Origin of the sequence: Duganella sp., from assembly GCF_039595735.1 — a bacterium.
In the GTDB taxonomy this organism is placed as follows: Bacteria; Pseudomonadota; Gammaproteobacteria; order Burkholderiales; family Burkholderiaceae_D; genus Rugamonas.
In genome coordinates this window covers 656,276-673,736 of the sequence record NZ_JBCNLB010000001.1, presented here as the reverse complement: position 1 = coordinate 673,736, position 17,461 = coordinate 656,276, and the positions used below count along the sequence as shown (strand labels likewise).

At 64.4% G+C, this 17,461-nt stretch carries 15 protein-coding genes; 8 read left to right on the top strand and 7 right to left on the bottom strand.

What is annotated here, in order from left to right; genetic code table 11:
* Positions 1-5 precede the first annotated feature (5 nt).
* From xerD to ABDW57_RS03170, 5 genes are all read right to left on the bottom strand, one after another.
* Positions 6-908, bottom strand: a complete 903-nt coding sequence (gene xerD, locus ABDW57_RS03190) for a site-specific tyrosine recombinase XerD (RefSeq protein ID WP_343728754.1) — start codon at positions 906-908, stop codon at positions 6-8.
* A complete protein-coding gene (locus ABDW57_RS03185) occupies positions 884-1,405 on the bottom strand; it encodes a methylated-DNA--[protein]-cysteine S-methyltransferase (protein WP_343729107.1) in 522 nt (173 codons plus the stop codon). Before ABDW57_RS03185 ends, xerD begins: the two co-directional genes overlap by 25 nt.
* 404 nt (positions 1,406-1,809) lie before the next feature.
* Positions 1,810-3,090 (bottom strand): TRAP transporter large permease subunit, encoded by a 1,281-nt coding sequence (locus ABDW57_RS03180; protein WP_343728753.1) that lies wholly within the window; start codon positions 3,088-3,090, stop codon positions 1,810-1,812.
* Positions 3,087-3,659, bottom strand: coding sequence for a TRAP transporter small permease (locus ABDW57_RS03175; protein WP_343728752.1), 573 nt, complete (start codon positions 3,657-3,659; stop codon positions 3,087-3,089). Before ABDW57_RS03175 ends, ABDW57_RS03180 begins: the two co-directional genes overlap by 4 nt.
* A gap of 62 nt (positions 3,660-3,721) precedes the next feature.
* Positions 3,722-4,708 carry a TRAP transporter substrate-binding protein gene (locus tag ABDW57_RS03170; RefSeq protein WP_343728751.1) on the bottom strand — a complete coding sequence of 329 codons (987 nt, stop codon included), beginning with the start codon at positions 4,706-4,708 and terminating at the stop codon, positions 3,722-3,724.
* Positions 4,709-4,838: 130 nt separating this feature from the next.
* Here ABDW57_RS03170 and ABDW57_RS03165 point away from each other — a divergent pair, with 130 nt between their 5' ends.
* The 8 genes from ABDW57_RS03165 to ABDW57_RS03130 all read left to right on the top strand — a co-directional run bounded on the left by ABDW57_RS03165 (position 4,839) and on the right by ABDW57_RS03130 (position 14,032).
* The gene (locus ABDW57_RS03165; RefSeq protein WP_343728750.1) at positions 4,839-6,869 is read left to right on the top strand and encodes a PAS domain S-box protein; all 2,031 of its coding nucleotides are present in this window, start codon (positions 4,839-4,841) and stop codon (positions 6,867-6,869) included.
* Positions 6,870-7,133: 264 nt separating this feature from the next.
* Positions 7,134-8,813: a methyl-accepting chemotaxis protein gene (locus tag ABDW57_RS03160; RefSeq protein WP_343728749.1), complete on the top strand. Its 1,680-nt coding sequence runs from the start codon at positions 7,134-7,136 to the stop codon at positions 8,811-8,813.
* Between the two features lie 18 nt (positions 8,814-8,831).
* Positions 8,832-9,446: an adenylyl-sulfate kinase gene (cysC, locus tag ABDW57_RS03155; RefSeq protein WP_343728748.1), complete on the top strand. Its 615-nt coding sequence runs from the start codon at positions 8,832-8,834 to the stop codon at positions 9,444-9,446.
* 4 nt (positions 9,447-9,450) lie between these two features.
* Positions 9,451-10,428, top strand: coding sequence for a DHH family phosphoesterase (locus ABDW57_RS03150; RefSeq protein ID WP_343728747.1), 978 nt, complete (start codon positions 9,451-9,453; stop codon positions 10,426-10,428).
* Positions 10,418-11,653 carry a chromate efflux transporter gene (chrA, locus tag ABDW57_RS03145; protein ID WP_343728746.1) on the top strand — a complete coding sequence of 412 codons (1,236 nt, stop codon included), beginning with the start codon at positions 10,418-10,420 and terminating at the stop codon, positions 11,651-11,653. Before ABDW57_RS03150 ends, chrA begins: the two co-directional genes overlap by 11 nt.
* A gap of 11 nt (positions 11,654-11,664) precedes the next feature.
* Positions 11,665-12,783 carry a sulfotransferase gene (locus tag ABDW57_RS03140; RefSeq protein WP_343728745.1) on the top strand — a complete coding sequence of 373 codons (1,119 nt, stop codon included), beginning with the start codon at positions 11,665-11,667 and terminating at the stop codon, positions 12,781-12,783.
* 145 nt (positions 12,784-12,928) lie between these two features.
* Positions 12,929-13,516 carry a response regulator gene (locus ABDW57_RS03135; protein ID WP_343728744.1) on the top strand — a complete coding sequence of 196 codons (588 nt, stop codon included), beginning with the start codon at positions 12,929-12,931 and terminating at the stop codon, positions 13,514-13,516.
* A 303-nt stretch (positions 13,517-13,819) separates the two neighbouring features.
* Positions 13,820-14,032 carry a hypothetical protein gene (locus tag ABDW57_RS03130; RefSeq protein WP_343728743.1) on the top strand — a complete coding sequence of 71 codons (213 nt, stop codon included), beginning with the start codon at positions 13,820-13,822 and terminating at the stop codon, positions 14,030-14,032.
* Between the two features lie 196 nt (positions 14,033-14,228).
* Here ABDW57_RS03130 and ABDW57_RS03125 read toward each other — a convergent pair whose 3' ends face one another.
* Positions 14,229-15,986: a DUF885 domain-containing protein gene (locus ABDW57_RS03125; protein ID WP_343728742.1), complete on the bottom strand. Its 1,758-nt coding sequence runs from the start codon at positions 15,984-15,986 to the stop codon at positions 14,229-14,231.
* 45 nt (positions 15,987-16,031) lie between these two features.
* Positions 16,032-17,450 (bottom strand): GGDEF domain-containing protein, encoded by a 1,419-nt coding sequence (locus ABDW57_RS03120; protein ID WP_343728741.1) that lies wholly within the window; start codon positions 17,448-17,450, stop codon positions 16,032-16,034.
* Between the last annotated feature and the right edge of the window lie 11 nt (positions 17,451-17,461).

Sequence of the window (17,461 nt, the reverse complement as noted above, 5' to 3'; positions counted from 1 at the left end):
GTTCATCAGCCACGAGGATGATGTTGCGCATGCAAATGCTTCAAACGTTCCCTTGCCACATGGGTGTAAATCTGCGTGGTTGAGATATCGGAATGACCTAATAACAATTGCACAACACGCAGGTCGGCGCCGTGGTTGAGCAAGTGGGTGGCAAACGCGTGGCGCAGGGTGTGCGGCGACAGCGGCGCGGTGATGCCGGCCTTCAGCGCATGTTTTTTAATCAAGACCCAGAACATCTGGCGCGTCATGCCGGCGCCGCGCCCGGTGACGAACAGGGCATCGTCCTGCTGGCCATTGAGGATGACGCCACGCGCCTGCTTCAGGTAGCGCTCCAGCCAGCTGCGCGCCTGCTGGCCGAACGGCACCAGCCGCGTCTTGGCGCCCTTGCCGGTGATGCGCAGCACGCCATCGTTCAGGCTCAGCTCCAGCAGCTTCAGTCCCACCAGCTCGGATACCCGCAAGCCGCTGGCATACATCAGCTCCAGCATAGTGCGTTCGCGCAGGCCGAGCGGCGTATTGACATCCGGCGCGGCCAGCAGGGCTTCCACCTGCGCCTCGCTCAGGGTGTGGACCGCGCGCTGCGGCTGTTTGGCCGAGGCCAGCTTCAGGCTGGGATCTTCCGTGATGCGGCGCTGCCGCAGCATCATCTGGTAAAAACGCTTGATGACCGACAGCCGCCGATTGGACGAGGTCGGCTTGCCTTGGCCGTGGCGGGCGGCGATATAGCTTGCGATATCGTGGCCCTGCACCGCCAGCAGGCCGTCCACTTGCGCGCGTTTGCTCTCCAGCCACTGCACAAACAGCCGCATGTCGCGCCGGTAGGCTTCCAGCGTGTTCTTGGACAGCCCGTCCTCCAGCCACAGGCTGTCGCAGAACTCGTCGATCAGAGCAAGGTTGTCTGCTGCCATGCGTATTCGCTGGAACCTTCATGCGCCAGCAGCCAGCGCTTGACGCCCAGCAGGTAGCCGTTGGGATCGTCGCTGTTGGAAAAACCGCCCAGGCCGCTGGCGGCGGTCACGCGGTGGCAGGGCACCACGACCGGGAACCAGTTGGCGCCGCAGGCCTGCCCCACCGCGCGCGGCGCCGAGCCCAGGTACTTGGCCAGTTCGCCGTAGGTGCGGGTGCTGCCGCGCGGGATCGAGCACAGCGCGTCCCACACTTTTTGCTGGAATGCCGTGCCGGCGCGCTGGAGCGGCAGGGTGAATCGGTAGTCGGCGTCGGCGCAGTATTTTTCCAGCTGGTGGAGCGCCAGTTCCGCCGCCGCGTCCTGCGGCGCCTGCGCCTCAAAATGGGGCGGCAGGTAACTCATTTCGACGATCACGCCGTTGGCCGTGCGCACCCCCAGCTTGCCAAACGGGAGTTCCGCCACAGCGGAAAACAGCGCGCTGCCTTGTTGTATTTTGATCACAGTTGCTTGCACCAAAAAGTTGTTCGTATGCACCATTATGTTGCATCCCTGCTACAGCAGAAAAGCCACACCGGTGGCTATTGTAATTGGCGCGGGCAAAAAAAAACGCACCATGCGGTGCGTTTTCAAATCCTGCTTCACGTTCCCGGTCGCTTGCCTGGTTCCGTAGCGCGCTTGTGGCGGCCTGCAGACCCTATAACAGCGACATTCTGTAAAACGTGTGTCTCCTCGATCTAGTGCCGGTATTTGATTACCGTTTCTATACACACTCCCCACTTACAATTCTGGGCTCCTTGCTACCGTGCTGCATATCGTTATGCACGTTTCCCTGAGAGCGACGCCATCATAACGTATCCATTACGCTTTTTCGCAAATTTTTTTGTAGCCCGAAACTAATTACTTTAAGAGTAAATCAAATTTGGCAACCACAAGGAAATTTGTGGTATGTAGGTGACCGCCACCAGGAACAACAGCATGGTCAGCAGCCATGGCCACACTGCCACAGTCAGTTCGGTGATGCCCATTTTGGTGATGCCGGACGCCACGTACAGGTTCAGGCCCACCGGTGGATGGCACATGCCGACTTCCATGTTCACCACGATCAGGATGCCGAAGTGGATCGGGTCGATCCCCAGCTTCATCGCCACCGGGAACAGGATCGGCGCCATGATCAGCACGATCGACGACGGTTCCATGATGTTGCCCGCCAACAGCAGCAGGATGTTCACCACCAGCAGGAAGGTGACCACGCCCAGGCCCTGGCCGGTGATCCATTCCGCCATCGCCTGCGGGATGTTTTCACTGGTCATCAGGAACGAGAACAGCACGGCATTGGTGATGATGTACAGCAGCATGGCCGACATCGCCGCGGAATCGAGCAGCACCTTGCCCACCTGGCTCAGCTTCAGGTCCTTGTAGACGAATACGGCGATCACAAAGGCATACACCGCCGCCATCGCCGCCGCCTCGGTCGGGGTGAAGGTGCCGCTGTAAATACCGCCCATCACCACCAGAATCAGGGCCAGGCCCCAGGCGCTCTTGCGGAAGGCGCGCCAGCGCTCGCCCCAGCTGGCCTTGGCCATGCGCGGATAGTTATGCTTGCGCGCCAGCCACCAGGTGGTCAGGCCCAGGAAGAAGGCCAGCAGGATGCCCGGCACCACGCCGGCCATGAACAGCTTGCCGACCGAGGTGTTGGTGGTGACCGAGTACATCACCATCACGATCGATGGCGGAATCAGGATGCCCAGCGCGCCCGACGTGGTAATCACGCCGGCGCCAAAGCTCTTCGGATAGCCCTGGCGCACCATGGCCGGCAGGATGATGGAACCAATCGCCACCACCGTGGCCGGCGACGAGCCCGATACCGCGGCAAACAGCGCACAGGCCAGCACCCCGGCCAGCGCCAGGCCGCCATGCCAATGCCCGACCATTGAGCTGGCGAAGTTGATCATGCGCCGCGCCACCCCGCCATGGGTAAGGAAATTGCCGGCCAGGATGAAGAACGGGATCGCCATGATCTCGAACTTTTCGATGCCGGTGAACAGCTTCAGCGCCACCGACTCGATCGGCACCTGCGTCATGGTGAACAGGAAGGTCAGCACCGTCAGGCCGAGCGAAATGGAAATCGGCATGCCGGTCAGCATCAGCGCCAGCAGCAGGACGAAAATAATCAGGGAGTTCATGGATGCGCTCCTTTTTGCTGGGCCGACAGTTCATCGTCGAGGCCATCGACATGGGAATGGTCATGCTTGGGCAGCGCGCCGGTGCGGATGAACGCCACCATCACCTGCAGGAAGCGGAAGCACATCAGATAGGAACCGGCGGGCACCGCCAGGTACACAATCCACATCGGCAGTTCCAGGTCGGCCGAGGTCTGATCGGTGTGGCCGATTTCCCACACAAAGCTGGCTCCCAGCGTACCGACGATGCCGGTGAACAGGGCGCCGGCCAGCAGGCCAAAGATGATAAATTTATTGCGCCACGGCGTGCTCATGCGATTGATCAGCACGTCGACGCCGACGTGGATGCCGGTGCGCACGCCGTAAGCGGCGCCGAACTTGGCCATCCAGACGAACATATAGATACAGGCTTCCTGCGCCCAGCTGGTATTCAGCTGGATCAGGTAATCCTGCAGGCCGGGTATCGGTAATCCGGACAGGTAGCGGTGCAGCACCGCGGCGAAGATCAGCAGCGTCGCTGCGCCCATGAGGGACGCAATGAGCCATTCTTCGAGTTTATCGAGGAATTTCATGGAGTATCTCCAGCTGGACGATGGGAGCGGAACGGCGCGCGGCCGTCCCGCCGGCGGTATGCTTACTTGGCCGCTTCTTTATTGATGGCGGAAATCAGATCCTTGCCGATCCGGCCTTCCATTTGCTGCTGCACCGGCAGCAGGGCCTTGCGCCACTCGGCCTGCTCTTTCACGCTGAGCGTGTAGATCTCGGTCTTGCCGGCCTTCTTGATGGCGTCCAGCGCCATGTCGTTGTCGCGCTGCGCAATCGCTTTCTCGAAGGTGGTGGCGTCCTTCATGGCCTTATCCAGCGCGGTGCGGATATCGGCTGGCAGGCCGTCCCAGAATTTCTTGTTGACGATCACCGCGTAGCCCAGGTAGCCGTGGTTGGACACGGTCACATACTTCTGCACCTCGTGCATCTTCTGGGTGTACATATTCGATGGCGGATTCTCGGTGCCGTCCACCACGCCGGTCTGCAGCGCCTGGTACACCTCGGAGAAGGCCAGCACCTGCGGGTTGGCGCCCAGCGCGCGCATCTGCGCGTCCAGCACCTTGGACGACTGGATGCGCATCTTCAGGCCTTTGAAGTCGGCCGGCGCGCGCAACGGCTTGTTGGCCGACATGATCTTGAAGCCGTTATCCCAGAACGCCAGGCCGGTGATGCCCTTCGGCTCCAGCTTTTTCAGCAGCGATTTGCCGATCTCGCCTTCGGTCACGTTGTACAGCGCGGTCTTGGACGGGAAGATGTACGGCAGGTCGAACGCTTCGAACTCCTTCACGCCCAGCGGGCCGAATTTGGCCAGCGACGGCGCCAGCATCTGCACCGCGCCCAGCTGCAGCGCTTCCAGCTCTTCCTTGTCCTTGTACAGCTGGCTGTTCGGATACACCTCGACCTTCACGCGGCCGTTGGTGGCTTTTTCCGCCAGCTGTTTGAAGCGCTCTGCAGCCTGGCCTTTCGGCGTATCGGTAGCAACCACGTGGCTGAATTTGATGACGATCGGCGCTTGAGCATAGGCGTTGAAGCTCAGCGCCGCGCTCAGGACGAGCAGGGCGTGTTTCAGTTTCATGAAGTCTCCTGATGAAGTGGAACGAGTTAAACTTATTCTATTTTGAACGATTCTTATAAATGACAGCAACTCTGACAACTGTGGATAACCACAATGGCCGCAGTTTTCAGGCAAGCTAACCTCAGCCTCCATGAGCCCTCCCCCCGCCAACCCGCCTGTGGCGCGCCGCCGCCCGCATGCCAGCACCCCGCTGCGCTGGCTGCTGCCCATCGTGCTGGTGTTGTTTTTTCTCGCCATCCTGATCTGGCTGCCCTGGCAGGCGCGCCAGATGGAGAGCAACGAGCGCCAGGAACAGCTGATTGCCGACACCCTGTGGGTGGAGCAAACCATCCGCTTCCAGCTGGGGCGCGACGAGGAAAGCCTGCGCACCCTGGCCGGCGAGATCAGCGCCGGCCATCTCGGCCCGAAACAGCTGCACGAGCACATGGCGCGCCTGCTGAAAAATGGCCACGAGCTGCTGCGCGTGGTGTGGATCAAGCCGGACGGCCAGGTGGGCGGCAGCAGCGATCCGCAAGCCACGCCGGTGGAACTGTCGGCCGCCTCCAAGGCCACCGCCGAGATCACGCGCAAGACGCGCCGCCCGATGTATACCCAGCCGGAGGCGCAGACCCAGCTCTCCACCGCCGCGCCCTCGGCGGTGCTGATGGACTACCACGTGCCGCTGTTCCGCGGCGATGCATACATTGGCGACCTGGTAGCCACCTACCAGACCAGCGTGATGCTGGAAGAGATGGTGCCGTGGTGGTTCGCGCAGGATAATCAGGTGTCGCTGGTGGACCGCGACGACAAGGTGCTGGCGCGGCGCGCGGCGGCCGGTCCGGGCCACGGCGTCTACACCCACAAGCGCGCGCTGGACCTGCCCGGCGCCTCGGTCACGCTGGTGACGGACAGCGTCAAGAGCGAACCGCAGCTGCTGCCGAATCTGCTGGTCGGCTCGGTGATCGTGCTGTCGCTTGGATTGCTGTGGAGCTTGCTGGCCCTGTGGGGTCACATTTCGAAACGGCTGGCGGCCGAAGGCGCGCTGCGCCAGCAGATGTCGTTCCGCACGGCGATGGAAAACTCGCTGGTGACCGGCTTGCGCGCGCGCGACCTGGAAGGCCGCATCACCTACGTGAATCCGGCCTTCTGCCAGATCGTCGGCTATCCGGCCGAGGACATCGTCGGCAAGCTGCCGCCCATGCCCTATTGGGCGCCGGAAGCGATGGCGGAATACCAGACCCGCTTTGCCTCGGTGCTGGCCGGCAAGGTGACGCCGCAGTTCGAAACCTTCTTCCAGCGCCCGGACGGCGAGCGCGTGCCGGTGCTGATTTTTGAGGCGCCGCTGGTCGACAACGACGGCAGGCAGACCGGCTGGATGGGCTCCATCCTCGACATCTCCGACCGCAAGCGCATCGAGGAGCTGAACCGCCAGCAGCAGGAAAAGCTGCAAGCCTCGGCGCGCCTGGCCACCATGGGCGAAATCGCCTCCATGCTGGCGCATGAGCTGAACCAGCCGCTGGCCGCCATTTCCAGCTACACCACCGGCGCGCTGAATGTGATCGAGCGCGATGGCCCCGGCCCGGTCGATTGCACCATCCTGAAACCGGCACTGGAACAGGCCAGCGCGCAAGCGCAGCGCGCCGGCCAGATCATCCGCAGCGTGCACCAGTTCGTGAAAAAGCGCGAACCGCTGCGGCAGGAGGTGGCGATTCCATCCCTGCTGGACAGCATCCGCACGCTGATCGAACTGCAGGCGCGCCAGAGTTATGTATCCTACCGAACGGAGATCCCGCCCGATCTGCCGCCGGTGCGGGCCGACCGCGTGATGATCGAACAAGTGCTGCTCAACCTCACACGCAACGGCATCGAGGCCATGCAGCATGTGCCGCCGCAGCGGCGCATCCTCAACGTGGTGGCGTCCTACGACGCGGATACCGCGCAGGTCAGCGTGGCGGTCATCGACCAGGGCCATGGCATTCCGGACGAGGTGGCGCAGCGCCTGTTTTCGCCGTTCTTCTCCACCAAGGCCGAGGGCATGGGCATGGGGCTCAACATCTGCCGCACCGCCATCGAATTCCACGGCGGCGCCCTGACCTTCCGCCCCAATCCGCAAGGCGGCACCATCTTCAGCTTCCAGCTGCCGGCCGCGCCGGACAGTTGTTCTGGACAGAGTGGGGGTTAGCGGCAATTGGGTTTGGGCTCGCTCACCGCTGTGGTTTTTTTCGATACTTCAATAATGAAAGTGACCGTGGCGCGCCCCGGCCTGTCATGCCCCGCAAATCCCAATTGACTATTTCCTTTCAGCAACGTCAAGTTTTTTCTGCATGTTGCGCCCATGCCGAAAGTGATTAATGGAGATAATTCGGTAGAAAACGTTCCCTAACATGACTTATGCGAATCGCGCATATCGGTATGCGCCGGCAGCATTTGAATTTAGGGGAAAAACATGAAGTTGCGAAATATGACGGTGGCCAAACGGCTGGGTGTGGGCTTCGGCCTGGTGTCGGTCCTGCTGGCGGTGGTGATTTTGCTGGGGCTGACCAGCATGCGGCAAATCCAGGCCCGCATGATCGAAATCACCAAGGTGAACGACGTCGAAACCCGGTTGGCGCAGACCATGGACCTGACCGTCACCGAGCGCGCGCTGGCGCTGCGCAACCTGATCCTGCTCAAGGAAGAGAAGGAAATCCAGATTGAAATCAAGCGCATCGGCGACCAGGAAAAGAAATTTGCCGACGCCATGAGCACCATGACGCGCATGTTTGGCGATGGCAGCGTCACCACTGCCGAGGAAAAAACCCTGCTGGAGCAAATCCGCCAGCAAGCCGTGCTGGCGGCGCCGTTCTACCAGCAGGCGCAGGAACTGGCGCTGGGCCAGCAGCAGGATCAGGCGTATCAACTGCTGCGCTACAAGTTCCGTCCGGTGCAGAAAAAATGGTGGGAGCTGATCCGCGAGCTGATCGCGCTGGAAGAAAAACAGAATACCGAGGCGGTGGCGCAGGCGGAAACGGCCTATGACAGGGCGCGCAACCAGATGCTGCTGGTCGGCGGCCTGGCCCTGCTGTGCAGCATCGCGGCGGCCTGGCTGATCACCCGCAGCGTGGTGCGCCAGCTGGGCTGCGAGCCGGAACAGGCGGCCGCGATTGCAGCGGAAATCGCCGCCGGCAACCTGACCGTGCCGATTCATCCGCGCCGCGGCGACGAGCACAGCCTGCTGCACGCGATGCAAGCCATGCGCGACGGCCTGACCCGCATCGTCGGCCAGGTCTACACCAGCAGCGACACCATTGCCAGCGCCGCCGGCCAGATCGCCAACGGCAACCTCGACCTGTCCTCGCGCACCGAGCAGCAGGCCAGCACGCTGGAGGAAACCGCGTCCTCGATGGAAGAGCTGACCAGCACCGTGCGCCTGAATACCGACCGCGCCCGCCAGGCCAACGGTCTGGCCGCCTCGGCCTCCGACGTGGCGGCCAAGGGTGGCGCGGTGGTGGCCCAGGTGGTGGACACCATGGCCGCCATCGACAGCTCGGCCCACAAGATTGTCGACATCATTGCCGTGATCGACAGCATCGCTTTCCAGACCAACATCCTGGCGCTGAACGCGGCCGTGGAAGCGGCCCGCGCCGGCGAACAGGGCCGCGGCTTCGCGGTGGTGGCCAGCGAAGTGCGCACGCTGGCCCAGCGCAGCGCCGCCGCCGCCAAGGAAATCAAGGAGCTGATCGGCGATTCGGTGGACAAGGTCCAAACCGGCAACCGCCTGGTCGAGCAGGCCGGCGCCACCATGAACGAGGTGGTGTCCAGCGTCAAACGGGTGACCGACATCATGTCGGAAATCATGATGGCCAGCCAGGAACAATCGGCCGGCATCGAGCAGATCAACGACGCCGTAACCCAGATGGACGACGTCACCCAGCAGAACGCGGCGCTGGTCGAGGAAGCGGCGGCGGCAGCGCAAGCCATGCAGGAGCAGGCCAACAGCCTGAACGAGGTGGTCAGCATCTTCCGCCTGGCCGGCGTCACGCAACATGCGCCAGCGGCCACGGTCACGCCGCTGGGCCGGCGCCAGCCGCCGCGCCTGACGCACCGCGCGGCCGCGCCAGGCCGCGACGCCCTCTCACACGCCTGAGATTTTCCGGGAGCACACATGGGCAGCATCGAACAACTGCAGACCGCACCACAAGTCTTCTGGCACACCGGCGCCGTCACGGCCCACGAGCGCCTGCAACAACTGGGCCAGCAGGCCGCCACGGTCTGGCTGACCGGCCTCAGCGGCGCGGGCAAGTCCACCCTGGCCTACGCGCTGGAACGGCGCCTGTGCAGCGAAGGCCGGCTGGCCTACGTGCTGGACGGCGACAACCTGCGCCACCACCTGAACAGCGACCTCGGCTTCACCAGCCGCGACCGCCGCGAAAACATCCGCCGCAGCGCCGAGGTGGCGCGGCTGCTGAACGACGCCGGTTTGATCGTCATCTGCGCCTTCATCTCGCCGCTGCGCAGCGACCGCGCACTGGCGCGCACCATCATCGGCGCCGACAACTTCATCGAAACCTATGTCAGCACCGCCTGCAATGTCTGCGAAGAGCGCGATCCCAAGGGCCTGTACCAGAAGGCGCGGGCCGGCCTGATACCGGAATTCACCGGCATTTCCGCGCCCTATGAAGTACCGCTGGAACCGGCGCTGGCGCTGGACACGGAACAACTGAGCATCGAACAGGCCTGCACCCAGCTGCGGCAACACCTGGCGCCGCGCCTGCGCTGATCCCATGGACTACGACATCTTCAACGGCGACGCCGACGGCTTGTGCGCGCTGCACATGCTGCGCCTGCACACGCCGGCGCAGCGCACGCTGATCACCGGCGTCAAGCGCGACATCGAACTGCTGCGCCATGTGCCGGCCGCACCCGGCAGCGACCTGCTGGTGCTGGACATTTCGCTGGACGCCAACGCCGCCGGGTTGCAGCGCCTGCTGGACGGCGGCGCCCGCGTCACCTGGTTCGACCACCACGCCGCCGACTGCGCCCCGCAGCACCCGCAACTGCGGCTGCATTGCGACGGCGCGCCCGACGTCTGCACCAGCATCCTGGTGGACCGCCAGCTGAACGGCCGCTACCGGCCGTGGGCGGTGGCGGCCGCCTTTGGCGACAACCTGGGCGCGGCGGCGCAGGCGCTGGCGGACAGCCTGGACCTGGATGCCGACCGCACCGGCGCGCTGGCCGAGCTGGGCCAGACGCTCAACTACAACGCCTACGGCGAATCCGAAGCCGACCTGCACATCGCCCCGGCCGCGCTGTACCAGGCGCTGCACGCCTATGCCGATCCGTTCGACTTCATGCAGACTGCGCTGTACCGCGACCTGCATGCGGCCTACCGCGCCGACTGCGCCCGCCTGCAGGCTCTGCAGCCGCATTGGCAGCAGCACGGCAACGCCGTGTACCTGCTGCCGGCGGCGCCCTGGGCGCGGCGCGGCAGCGGCGTGCTGGCCAACCGCCTGGCGGCGGCCGCGCCGCAGGCCGCGTTTGCCGTGGTGCTGACCCGCAGCGACGGCGACTACCTGATCAGCGTGCGCTCCGGCCAGCCGCTGGCGCGCAGCGCCTGCAGCTTGTGCCAGCAATTCCCCAGCGGCGGCGGCCGCAAGGCGGCGGCCGGCATCAACCGCCTGCCGGCCGCCGAGCTGCCGCGCTTCCTCGACCGCTTCAGTGCCTATTTCGCGCCGGATGCGGCCCGCCATCATGCCGCCTGATCCCGTTACCCTGCAGGCGCCGCCGTCCGTTCAGGCGGCGGCCGCGCCGGTCAGCCTTGCCGTGCTGGCCCTGCTGTTCCTGCGCATCGGCTGCACCAGCGTCGGCGGCTTCATGGCCATGGTCTCGGTCACCCAGCAGGTGCTGTGCGAGCGGCGCCGCCTGCTGGCCCCGGCCGAGCTGCTGGACGGCCTGGCGCTGGCATCGGTGCTGCCCGGCCCGGTGGCGGTGAACGTGGCGGCCTACGCCGGCTACCGCCTGCGCGGCATCCCCGGCGCCGCCATCGCCATCTTCTGCGCTGTGCTGCCCGCCTTCCTGTGCATGGTGGCGCTGGGCACGCTTTACCTGCGCTACGGCAGCATGGAGACGCTGCGGCCGGTGTTTCATGGCATTGCGCCGGCCATCGTGGCCATCGTGCTGGCGGCCGGCTGGCGCCTGTGGCAAAGCGCCGTGCGCGACCGCCGTCAGGCCGCGCTGGGCGTGGCCGCCGCCGTGGTGCTGGCGGCGTTGCCCGGACTGGCCACCACGCTGGCGGTGATGGCCAGCGCCGCCGCGGTGGGCTACCACTGCTACGGCGTCGCCGCGGCCGGCGCGCCGGCCGCCGCTACCGCGGCCGCTCCCGTGCCGCCGGCCGTGCGCCGGCGCTGGCCGCAGCGGCTGGCAGCCCTGCTGGTGCTGCCGCTGGGCGCCCTGGCGGTGCTCAGCGCCTCCCCCATCCTGTTGCAGCTGCTGGGGGTGTTTTCCAGCATGAGTCTGCTGGCCTTCGGCGGCGGCTATGTATTCATCCCGCTGTTGCAGCACACCGTGGTCGATGCCTACCACTGGCTGACGCCGCGCGAATTTGTCGATGCCCTGGCCATCACCCAGCTCAGTCCCGGCCCGGCCATGATCAGCTCGGCGCTGGTCGGCCTCAAGGTGGCCGGCCTGGCGGGCGCGGCGGCGGCCAGCATCGGCATGTTCGTGCCCAGCGCGGTGCTGATGATTGCCGCCAGCGGCGCCATGCAGCGGCTGCGCGCCAGCGTGTCGGTGCAGGCCGCGCTGAGCGGCATGCGCGCCGCCCTGGCCGGCATGGTGTTTGCGGCCGCCTTCACCATCGGCGGCGCCCATCCGCTGGAACCGCTGGCCGTGCTGTGGTGCGCCGCGGCCCTGTTTGCCCTGTTACGCCTGCGGCTGGACGCCGCCCTCATTGTGCTGGCCGCCGCGCTGGGCGGCTGGCTGTTTTTCTAAGGAGACCAAGCATGACCCCGACCACCCCTGCCGCCGGCGCCCGCCCGCGTCCCGTGATGATGATTCCGCTGCGCCGCTGCGGCAGCCACGCGCTGCGCCTGCGGCTGAACATGGCGCCGCAATTCTATTCGCCGTATCCACTGCACATCGTCGACTTCATGCCGCTGCTGCCGCTGTATGGCGACCTGCGCGACGACCGCCACTACTTCCGCCTGGTGACCGATCTGTGCGGGCTGCAGGCAGTCAGCATGGTCAAGTGGCCGGGCATGGTGTTCGACCCGGTGGAAATCTTTGAAGCCCTGCGCCACCAGCCGCGCAGCATCCACCGCATCCACTGGGAGCTGCTGCTGCGCGCCGCCGAACACCAGGGCGCGCGCGTGGTGATGGACAAGTCGCTCGACAATGTCCACTACGCGGACGAGCTGATGCAGCTGTTGCCCGACATGTTGTTCGTCAATGTGGTGCGCGACCCGCGCGCCCAGGTGGCTTCGATGAACCGCGCCATCATTCACGACTTCGACACCCGTCTGAACGCGGAAACCTGGCTGGCCGCGCAGCGCGCCGCCGACCACGTGATGCAGCGCTATCCGCAACGGGTGCTGACCATCCGCTACGAAGACTTCCTGTCGCAGCAGCGCGCCACGCTGGAGGCGCTGTGCAGCTTCCTGAACATCGACTTCCTGCCGCAGATGCTGGACATCGGCGCCTCGCAGGAAGCGCGCCAGATTGCGCAGCTGTCGGCGCTGTGGTCGTCCAACTGCTACCCGCCGATCGTGGCCAATATCGACAAGTTCCGCCAGCAGCTGTCGGCCGATGAAATCAATGTGATCGAAACGCTGAGCGGCGACTACATGGACCGCTATGGCTACACCCGCCTGGCCAGCGGTGACGCCGACCTCTCGCCCGAGCAGCGCAAGGCGGCCGTGGCGCGCTCGGACGCCGGCCGCGAGCGGGCCTGGCGCGACCTGGAACAGGACAACTTCCGCGACTATGTGTTGCGCCGTTGCCGCGCCGACTACTTGGCCCAGCTACGCGCACGCCTCAGCCAGCAGGCCCTGCAGCCGGCCCGCGACAGCGCGCCGGTCACCCTGAGCGAGCTTGACCCGGCCGCCTTCGAAGTCAGCGACTAAGCGGCCCGCCATCTCGGCCTGTGCCGGACTGCGCTAAAATGCGCTCTGGCGCGGAGTGCTTCCGCGCCGGCCCGCTTTGGCGGGACCGATATTAACGTTACGTGCCAGCGGCCCGGCCGCCGGCAACGGCACAGGAGACCTAGCAATGCTGCATATCGTCGACGACGAAGCGGTCGTGCGCGACGCACTGACCTGGCTGGCCACCTCGCGGGCGATCCCAGCGCGCGCCTATGAATCGGGCGTGCACTTTCTGGCGCAGATCGGCAGCGGCGTGTTCGACGCCGACGGCGACTGCGTGCTGCTCGATGTGCGCATGCCGGACATGAACGGCGTGGCGGTGTTTGACCAATTGCTGGCGCGCGGCCTGGTGCAGCGCATGCCGGTGATTTTCCTGACCGGCCACGGCGACGTGCCGATGGCGGTGGACACCCTCAAGCGCGGCGCCTTCGACTTCTGTGAAAAACCGTTCAATGACAACCAGCTGATGGACCGCGTGCAGGAAGCGCTGGCCACCTCGCGCCGCGCCGGCGCAACGGCCGCGGTGCACGCCCGCCTGGCCACGCTGTCGACGCGCGAGCGTGAAGTGCTGGACCTGATCCTGGCCGGCAAAATGAACAAGGTGGTGGCCGACCAGCTGGGCATCAGCATGCGCACGGTGGAAGTCCACCGCGCCCACATCTTCGACAAAATGCAGGTCAAGACGGCGGTGGAACTGGCCGGGCTGCTGAAATAAGGCTGCTGGACAACCGAACCTGTGCCCGCTTGATTCCCCTCAAACGACGACCTACCATGAAGTGACAGCATCGTCCCATGCTCACCTGGGACGAAAACAAGCGCACGACGAATCTGAAAGCTCATGGCATTGACTTTGCCGAACTTGAAGAGGTATTCGATCACTTCACGGATACCGAACCAGACCTCGGCAACGATTGCCGACTGAAAAGTTTGTGCTGGCTTAAAGGCCGTCCCGTAGTAATGATATGGATCGAACAAGAGCATTTCACACGCATCATTTCCTGTAGAGAGGCAACCAGATATGAAGCGAGAATTTACGCCCAAAGGGCCACCTTTTAGCCCTGAGGAAATTGAAGCGGTCGTTGCAGCTGCACCGACCTATGTGTATGCCCCAGACGATTCTTACGATCCCAACAATGAAGAAGAAGTCACGGCCTTCTGGTCAAAAGCAAAACGCGTGATGCCGGGCGAACACCGCTTTCAACAAGGCGTTCGAAAAGCGACCAACGAGTGAAAATCAGGTCGCCGGGAGCGATGATTGGCTGGCGTGGCGGTAGCCCAGACTCGGTTACCCACCTCGGCCACCTGATGATGGACCGTGGCCTCCAGACATCCAAGCATCGTCCCGTCGGCATCACGCCGGATCAGGCAAGACCGTCGCCAGCGCATCGCGGTGTGAAGTCAACAGCTGCTCAAAGCGCAGCGGCACTTCAGCCTTTTTGTTTGGCGATCCACTCATCCACCACTTTTTCCAGCACCGACAGCGGCACGTTGCCGGTTTCAAGGACGGTGTTGTGGAAGCCTTTGATGTTGAACTTGTCGCCCAGCGCTTTCTGCGCCTTGGCGCGCAGGTCGAGGATGCGGATCATGCCGATCTTGTAGGCGCAGGCCTGCCCTGGCATCACCACATAACGGTCCACTTCCGCCGGCGGAATGCCGTAGTCGATGCCTTGCTGGCGCGTCCACTTCATCGCATGCAGGCCGGTGTCCACCACCAGACGGCGTGCGCGGAACAGCTCCGCGTCCAGCTGGCCCAGACGGCCGACGACGTCATCGCCATACCAGCCATTTTCCGCCGCCAGCTGCTCGGCATACAACGCCCAGCCTTCACCATACGCCGAACCGACACCAAACACGCGATCACGGCGATAACGCGGCAGACCGGTATTCTCCTGCTGCAGCGCGACCTGGAAGTGGTGGCCCGGCACCGCCTCGTGGTACACCAGCGTGCGCATGCCAACAATGCGGAAATCAGGCCCCGGCAGCGGCGCCCAGAAGATGCCAGGACGCGTTCCATCCCTGGCCGGCCCAGTGTAATGTGCCGCCGCGGTCTTCTCGGTGAACAGCGGCTCGCGCTTCACTTCCACCGGCGCTTTCGGCACGACGTCAAACAAGGTTTTCGCGCGCGCCTCGGCGTCGCGCATGATGGCGTCATAACGCGCCAGCAGTTGCGGACGCGGGTCGGCTTCCTTCGGCTGCTGATCCTTTTCCAGCTTGGCCATGCGCTCCTTGATGCTGCCCTCGCTGTAGCCGATCGACACCAGCAGGCCATTCATTTCCTTCTCGATGCGCGCCACTTCCTGCAGGCCGATCTCGTGGATCTGCTGCGGCGTGTAATCGGTGGAGGTCATCTGGCGCAGCACCACGGCATACGCCTTGTCGCCATTCGGCAGACGCCACAAGCCGGCGTCGTTGTTGGTGTGCGGCAGTTGCTCCTGCAGCAGCGTGCGGGTACGCTGGAACACCGGAATGATCGACTGCTTGACGATGGCGGTCGCATCGGCCGCGAACCTGGCCTGGTCTTCCGCCGGCACATCCTTCACGTTCGCCATGCGCTGCACCAGCGAAGCCACGAACACATTGTTCTCCGGCGCGCCATCGAGGAAGCGATCGAGCTGGCCGATGGAAGCCTGGGTGATAAAGCTCGGCATCAGGATGCCATTGGCCGCCGCGCCGCGCGCCTGCACCATGCCGGTATCCATCTTGCCGGCCACCGCTTTCAGGCGCACCAGGTAGTTTTCAATATCGCGGCGATTGCGGATCGGGTGCTGCTGCGACAGAAAGTTCACGATCTGCACATGCAGGCCGGTGAACTGATTGAACACGAAGTTATAGTCGCGGTAGGGATAGGCATCGACCGTGCCCTGCAAACTCCAGGCGATGGTGGCGGCGCTGGCACGCTGCTGCGGCGTCAGTCTGGACTGGTCGATCTTCGCCAGTTCCGCCAGCGACTTCCTGGCGGTGGCCACTTCGGCGGCGCGGAACACCACCGTGTTCGGCGTCAGCTTGCGGTCCAGCGCATCCTGCTCTTTGGCGTCGAAGTACTGCTTCTGGGTCGCCTGCTCCGGATCGTTGCGCACCTTGGCGTTGGCGACCTTGTCGGCCCAATCGTCGAAGGAAACGGCATGCGCAGCGAGGGTGATCGACGCGCCGGCCAGCAGCGATATGAATCTAATTGAAGTTTGCATTGACTTGGGCCTTTGTAAGGAAAGAACCCAACGAGTGTAGCCCACTCAGGCCAGCTTCTCAACCGCGGTCTGATCAAGCTCGGTGCGATTGCGCCCGCCCTCCTTGGCGCGGTACAGCGCCTGGTCGGCGCGCGAGAACCAGCGTTCGTAACTGACTTCTTCCGGACGCACGATGGCCACGCCGAGGCTGACCTGCATCTGGAAGCTGAGCTGCTCGTGCACCACCTTGGCCTCCGCCACCTCCTGCCGCAAACGCTCGGCAAACGCATGCGCGCCGCGCACGCCGGTTTCCGGCAGCACGATCAGAAACTCCTCGCCGCCGTAACGCGCGCCCAAGTCCACCTTGCGCATCACCGACTTCATCACGCCGGCCAGATGGCGCAAAGCTGCGTCGCCCGCCAGATGGCCATAGCGGTCGTTGATCTGCTTGAAGTGGTCGATATCGAGCAGCACCATGGCCGTGCTGTGTCCCGAGCGGCGCGTGCGCTCCCATTCGGCAGCCAGACGGCGGTCGGCCTCGCGCCGGTTGAGCAGACCGGTCAGGGCATCGGTGGTGGCCAGCTTTTGCAACGCGTCCAGCAGGATATTTTGCGACTTCTGCCAGTGCATGAACAGCTGGTAGCCAAAGAACGCCATGAACAGCACGATCGCCACGAACACCCAGTAGAAGATCCACATGGTCTGGCGCAGCGCCTCCGGATTCAACTGCGCCTCGGCCAGGCTGAAAGTGGCGTAGCCATACACCACCACGCCCAGCGTGATGGAACCCAGAAGGCCAAGCAGCGACACCCGTGAACGCGTCTGCGTATCGCGCATCAGATGCGCATGGTCGGCCAGCCAGCGTTCAGTGCGCGGCCACAGCATCGCCATCAGCGGACCGACGATAAACACGCTTTGCAGGAAGGCGCCCAGCCACCAGCCCTGCCACACCGGCAGCAGCGCGGTGCGGTCATAGTCGTTGGTGTAGCTCCAGATCAGCGCCCCGCTGGAGCTGAACACGCTGGCCACGAAGGACTGCTGCACATAGAACAGCAAGGCGTTCAGGCCGCGCAGGTCGCGCCGCATGGCGATGGCCTCGTAGCCGATCACCATTACCGCAAAGCCGAGCGGATTGGCCAATCCGAACAGCAGCGCCCACGACCACGGCATGCCGGCATACAGCGCCAGCGACACCGTGGCGCAGTAGGCCGGAATCGACCCCCACCACCAGCCCAGCGTCAGCGTCAGCAGCAGGCAAATCCATAGCGGGGGATAGATCGTCAGGTAGACGGCCACGCCGCCGAATTCGAAGGGGATGCCGGACCAGCGCCAGATCACCATGCCCACGCCCAGCCCCACGCACAGGACGAGCAACGCCAGCCAGCCGCCGAACAGGCAGGCTTGCTGGCGGCGGGTGCCGCAGCGCCACAAGCGCAAGGGCGATAACTCCCGGTATGGCTGCACTTCCGCGTCAGGCTTGGACAAGATCTTCCCCT

Bases quoted from the DNA above. Each gene is read 5' to 3' on its own strand.
- ABDW57_RS03135 (WP_343728744.1), top strand. From the start codon at position 12,929: ATGCTGCATATCGTCGACGACGAAGCGGTCGTGCGCGACGCACTGACC.
- ABDW57_RS03175 (WP_343728752.1), bottom strand. From the start codon at position 3,659: ATGAAATTCCTCGATAAACTCGAAGAATGGCTCATTGCGTCCCTCATG.
- ABDW57_RS03160 (WP_343728749.1), top strand. From the start codon at position 7,134: ATGAAGTTGCGAAATATGACGGTGGCCAAACGGCTGGGTGTGGGCTTC.
- chrA (WP_343728746.1), top strand. From the start codon at position 10,418: ATGCCGCCTGATCCCGTTACCCTGCAGGCGCCGCCGTCCGTTCAGGCG.
- ABDW57_RS03170 (WP_343728751.1), bottom strand. From the start codon at position 4,708: ATGAAACTGAAACACGCCCTGCTCGTCCTGAGCGCGGCGCTGAGCTTC.
- ABDW57_RS03125 (WP_343728742.1), bottom strand. From the start codon at position 15,986: ATGCAAACTTCAATTAGATTCATATCGCTGCTGGCCGGCGCGTCGATC.
- ABDW57_RS03130 (WP_343728743.1), top strand. From the start codon at position 13,820: ATGAAGCGAGAATTTACGCCCAAAGGGCCACCTTTTAGCCCTGAGGAA.
- ABDW57_RS03140 (WP_343728745.1), top strand. From the start codon at position 11,665: ATGACCCCGACCACCCCTGCCGCCGGCGCCCGCCCGCGTCCCGTGATG.
- ABDW57_RS03165 (WP_343728750.1), top strand. From the start codon at position 4,839: ATGAGCCCTCCCCCCGCCAACCCGCCTGTGGCGCGCCGCCGCCCGCAT.
- ABDW57_RS03150 (WP_343728747.1), top strand. From the start codon at position 9,451: ATGGACTACGACATCTTCAACGGCGACGCCGACGGCTTGTGCGCGCTG.
- xerD (WP_343728754.1), bottom strand. From the start codon at position 908: ATGGCAGCAGACAACCTTGCTCTGATCGACGAGTTCTGCGACAGCCTG.
- cysC (WP_343728748.1), top strand. From the start codon at position 8,832: ATGGGCAGCATCGAACAACTGCAGACCGCACCACAAGTCTTCTGGCAC.
- ABDW57_RS03180 (WP_343728753.1), bottom strand. From the start codon at position 3,090: ATGAACTCCCTGATTATTTTCGTCCTGCTGCTGGCGCTGATGCTGACC.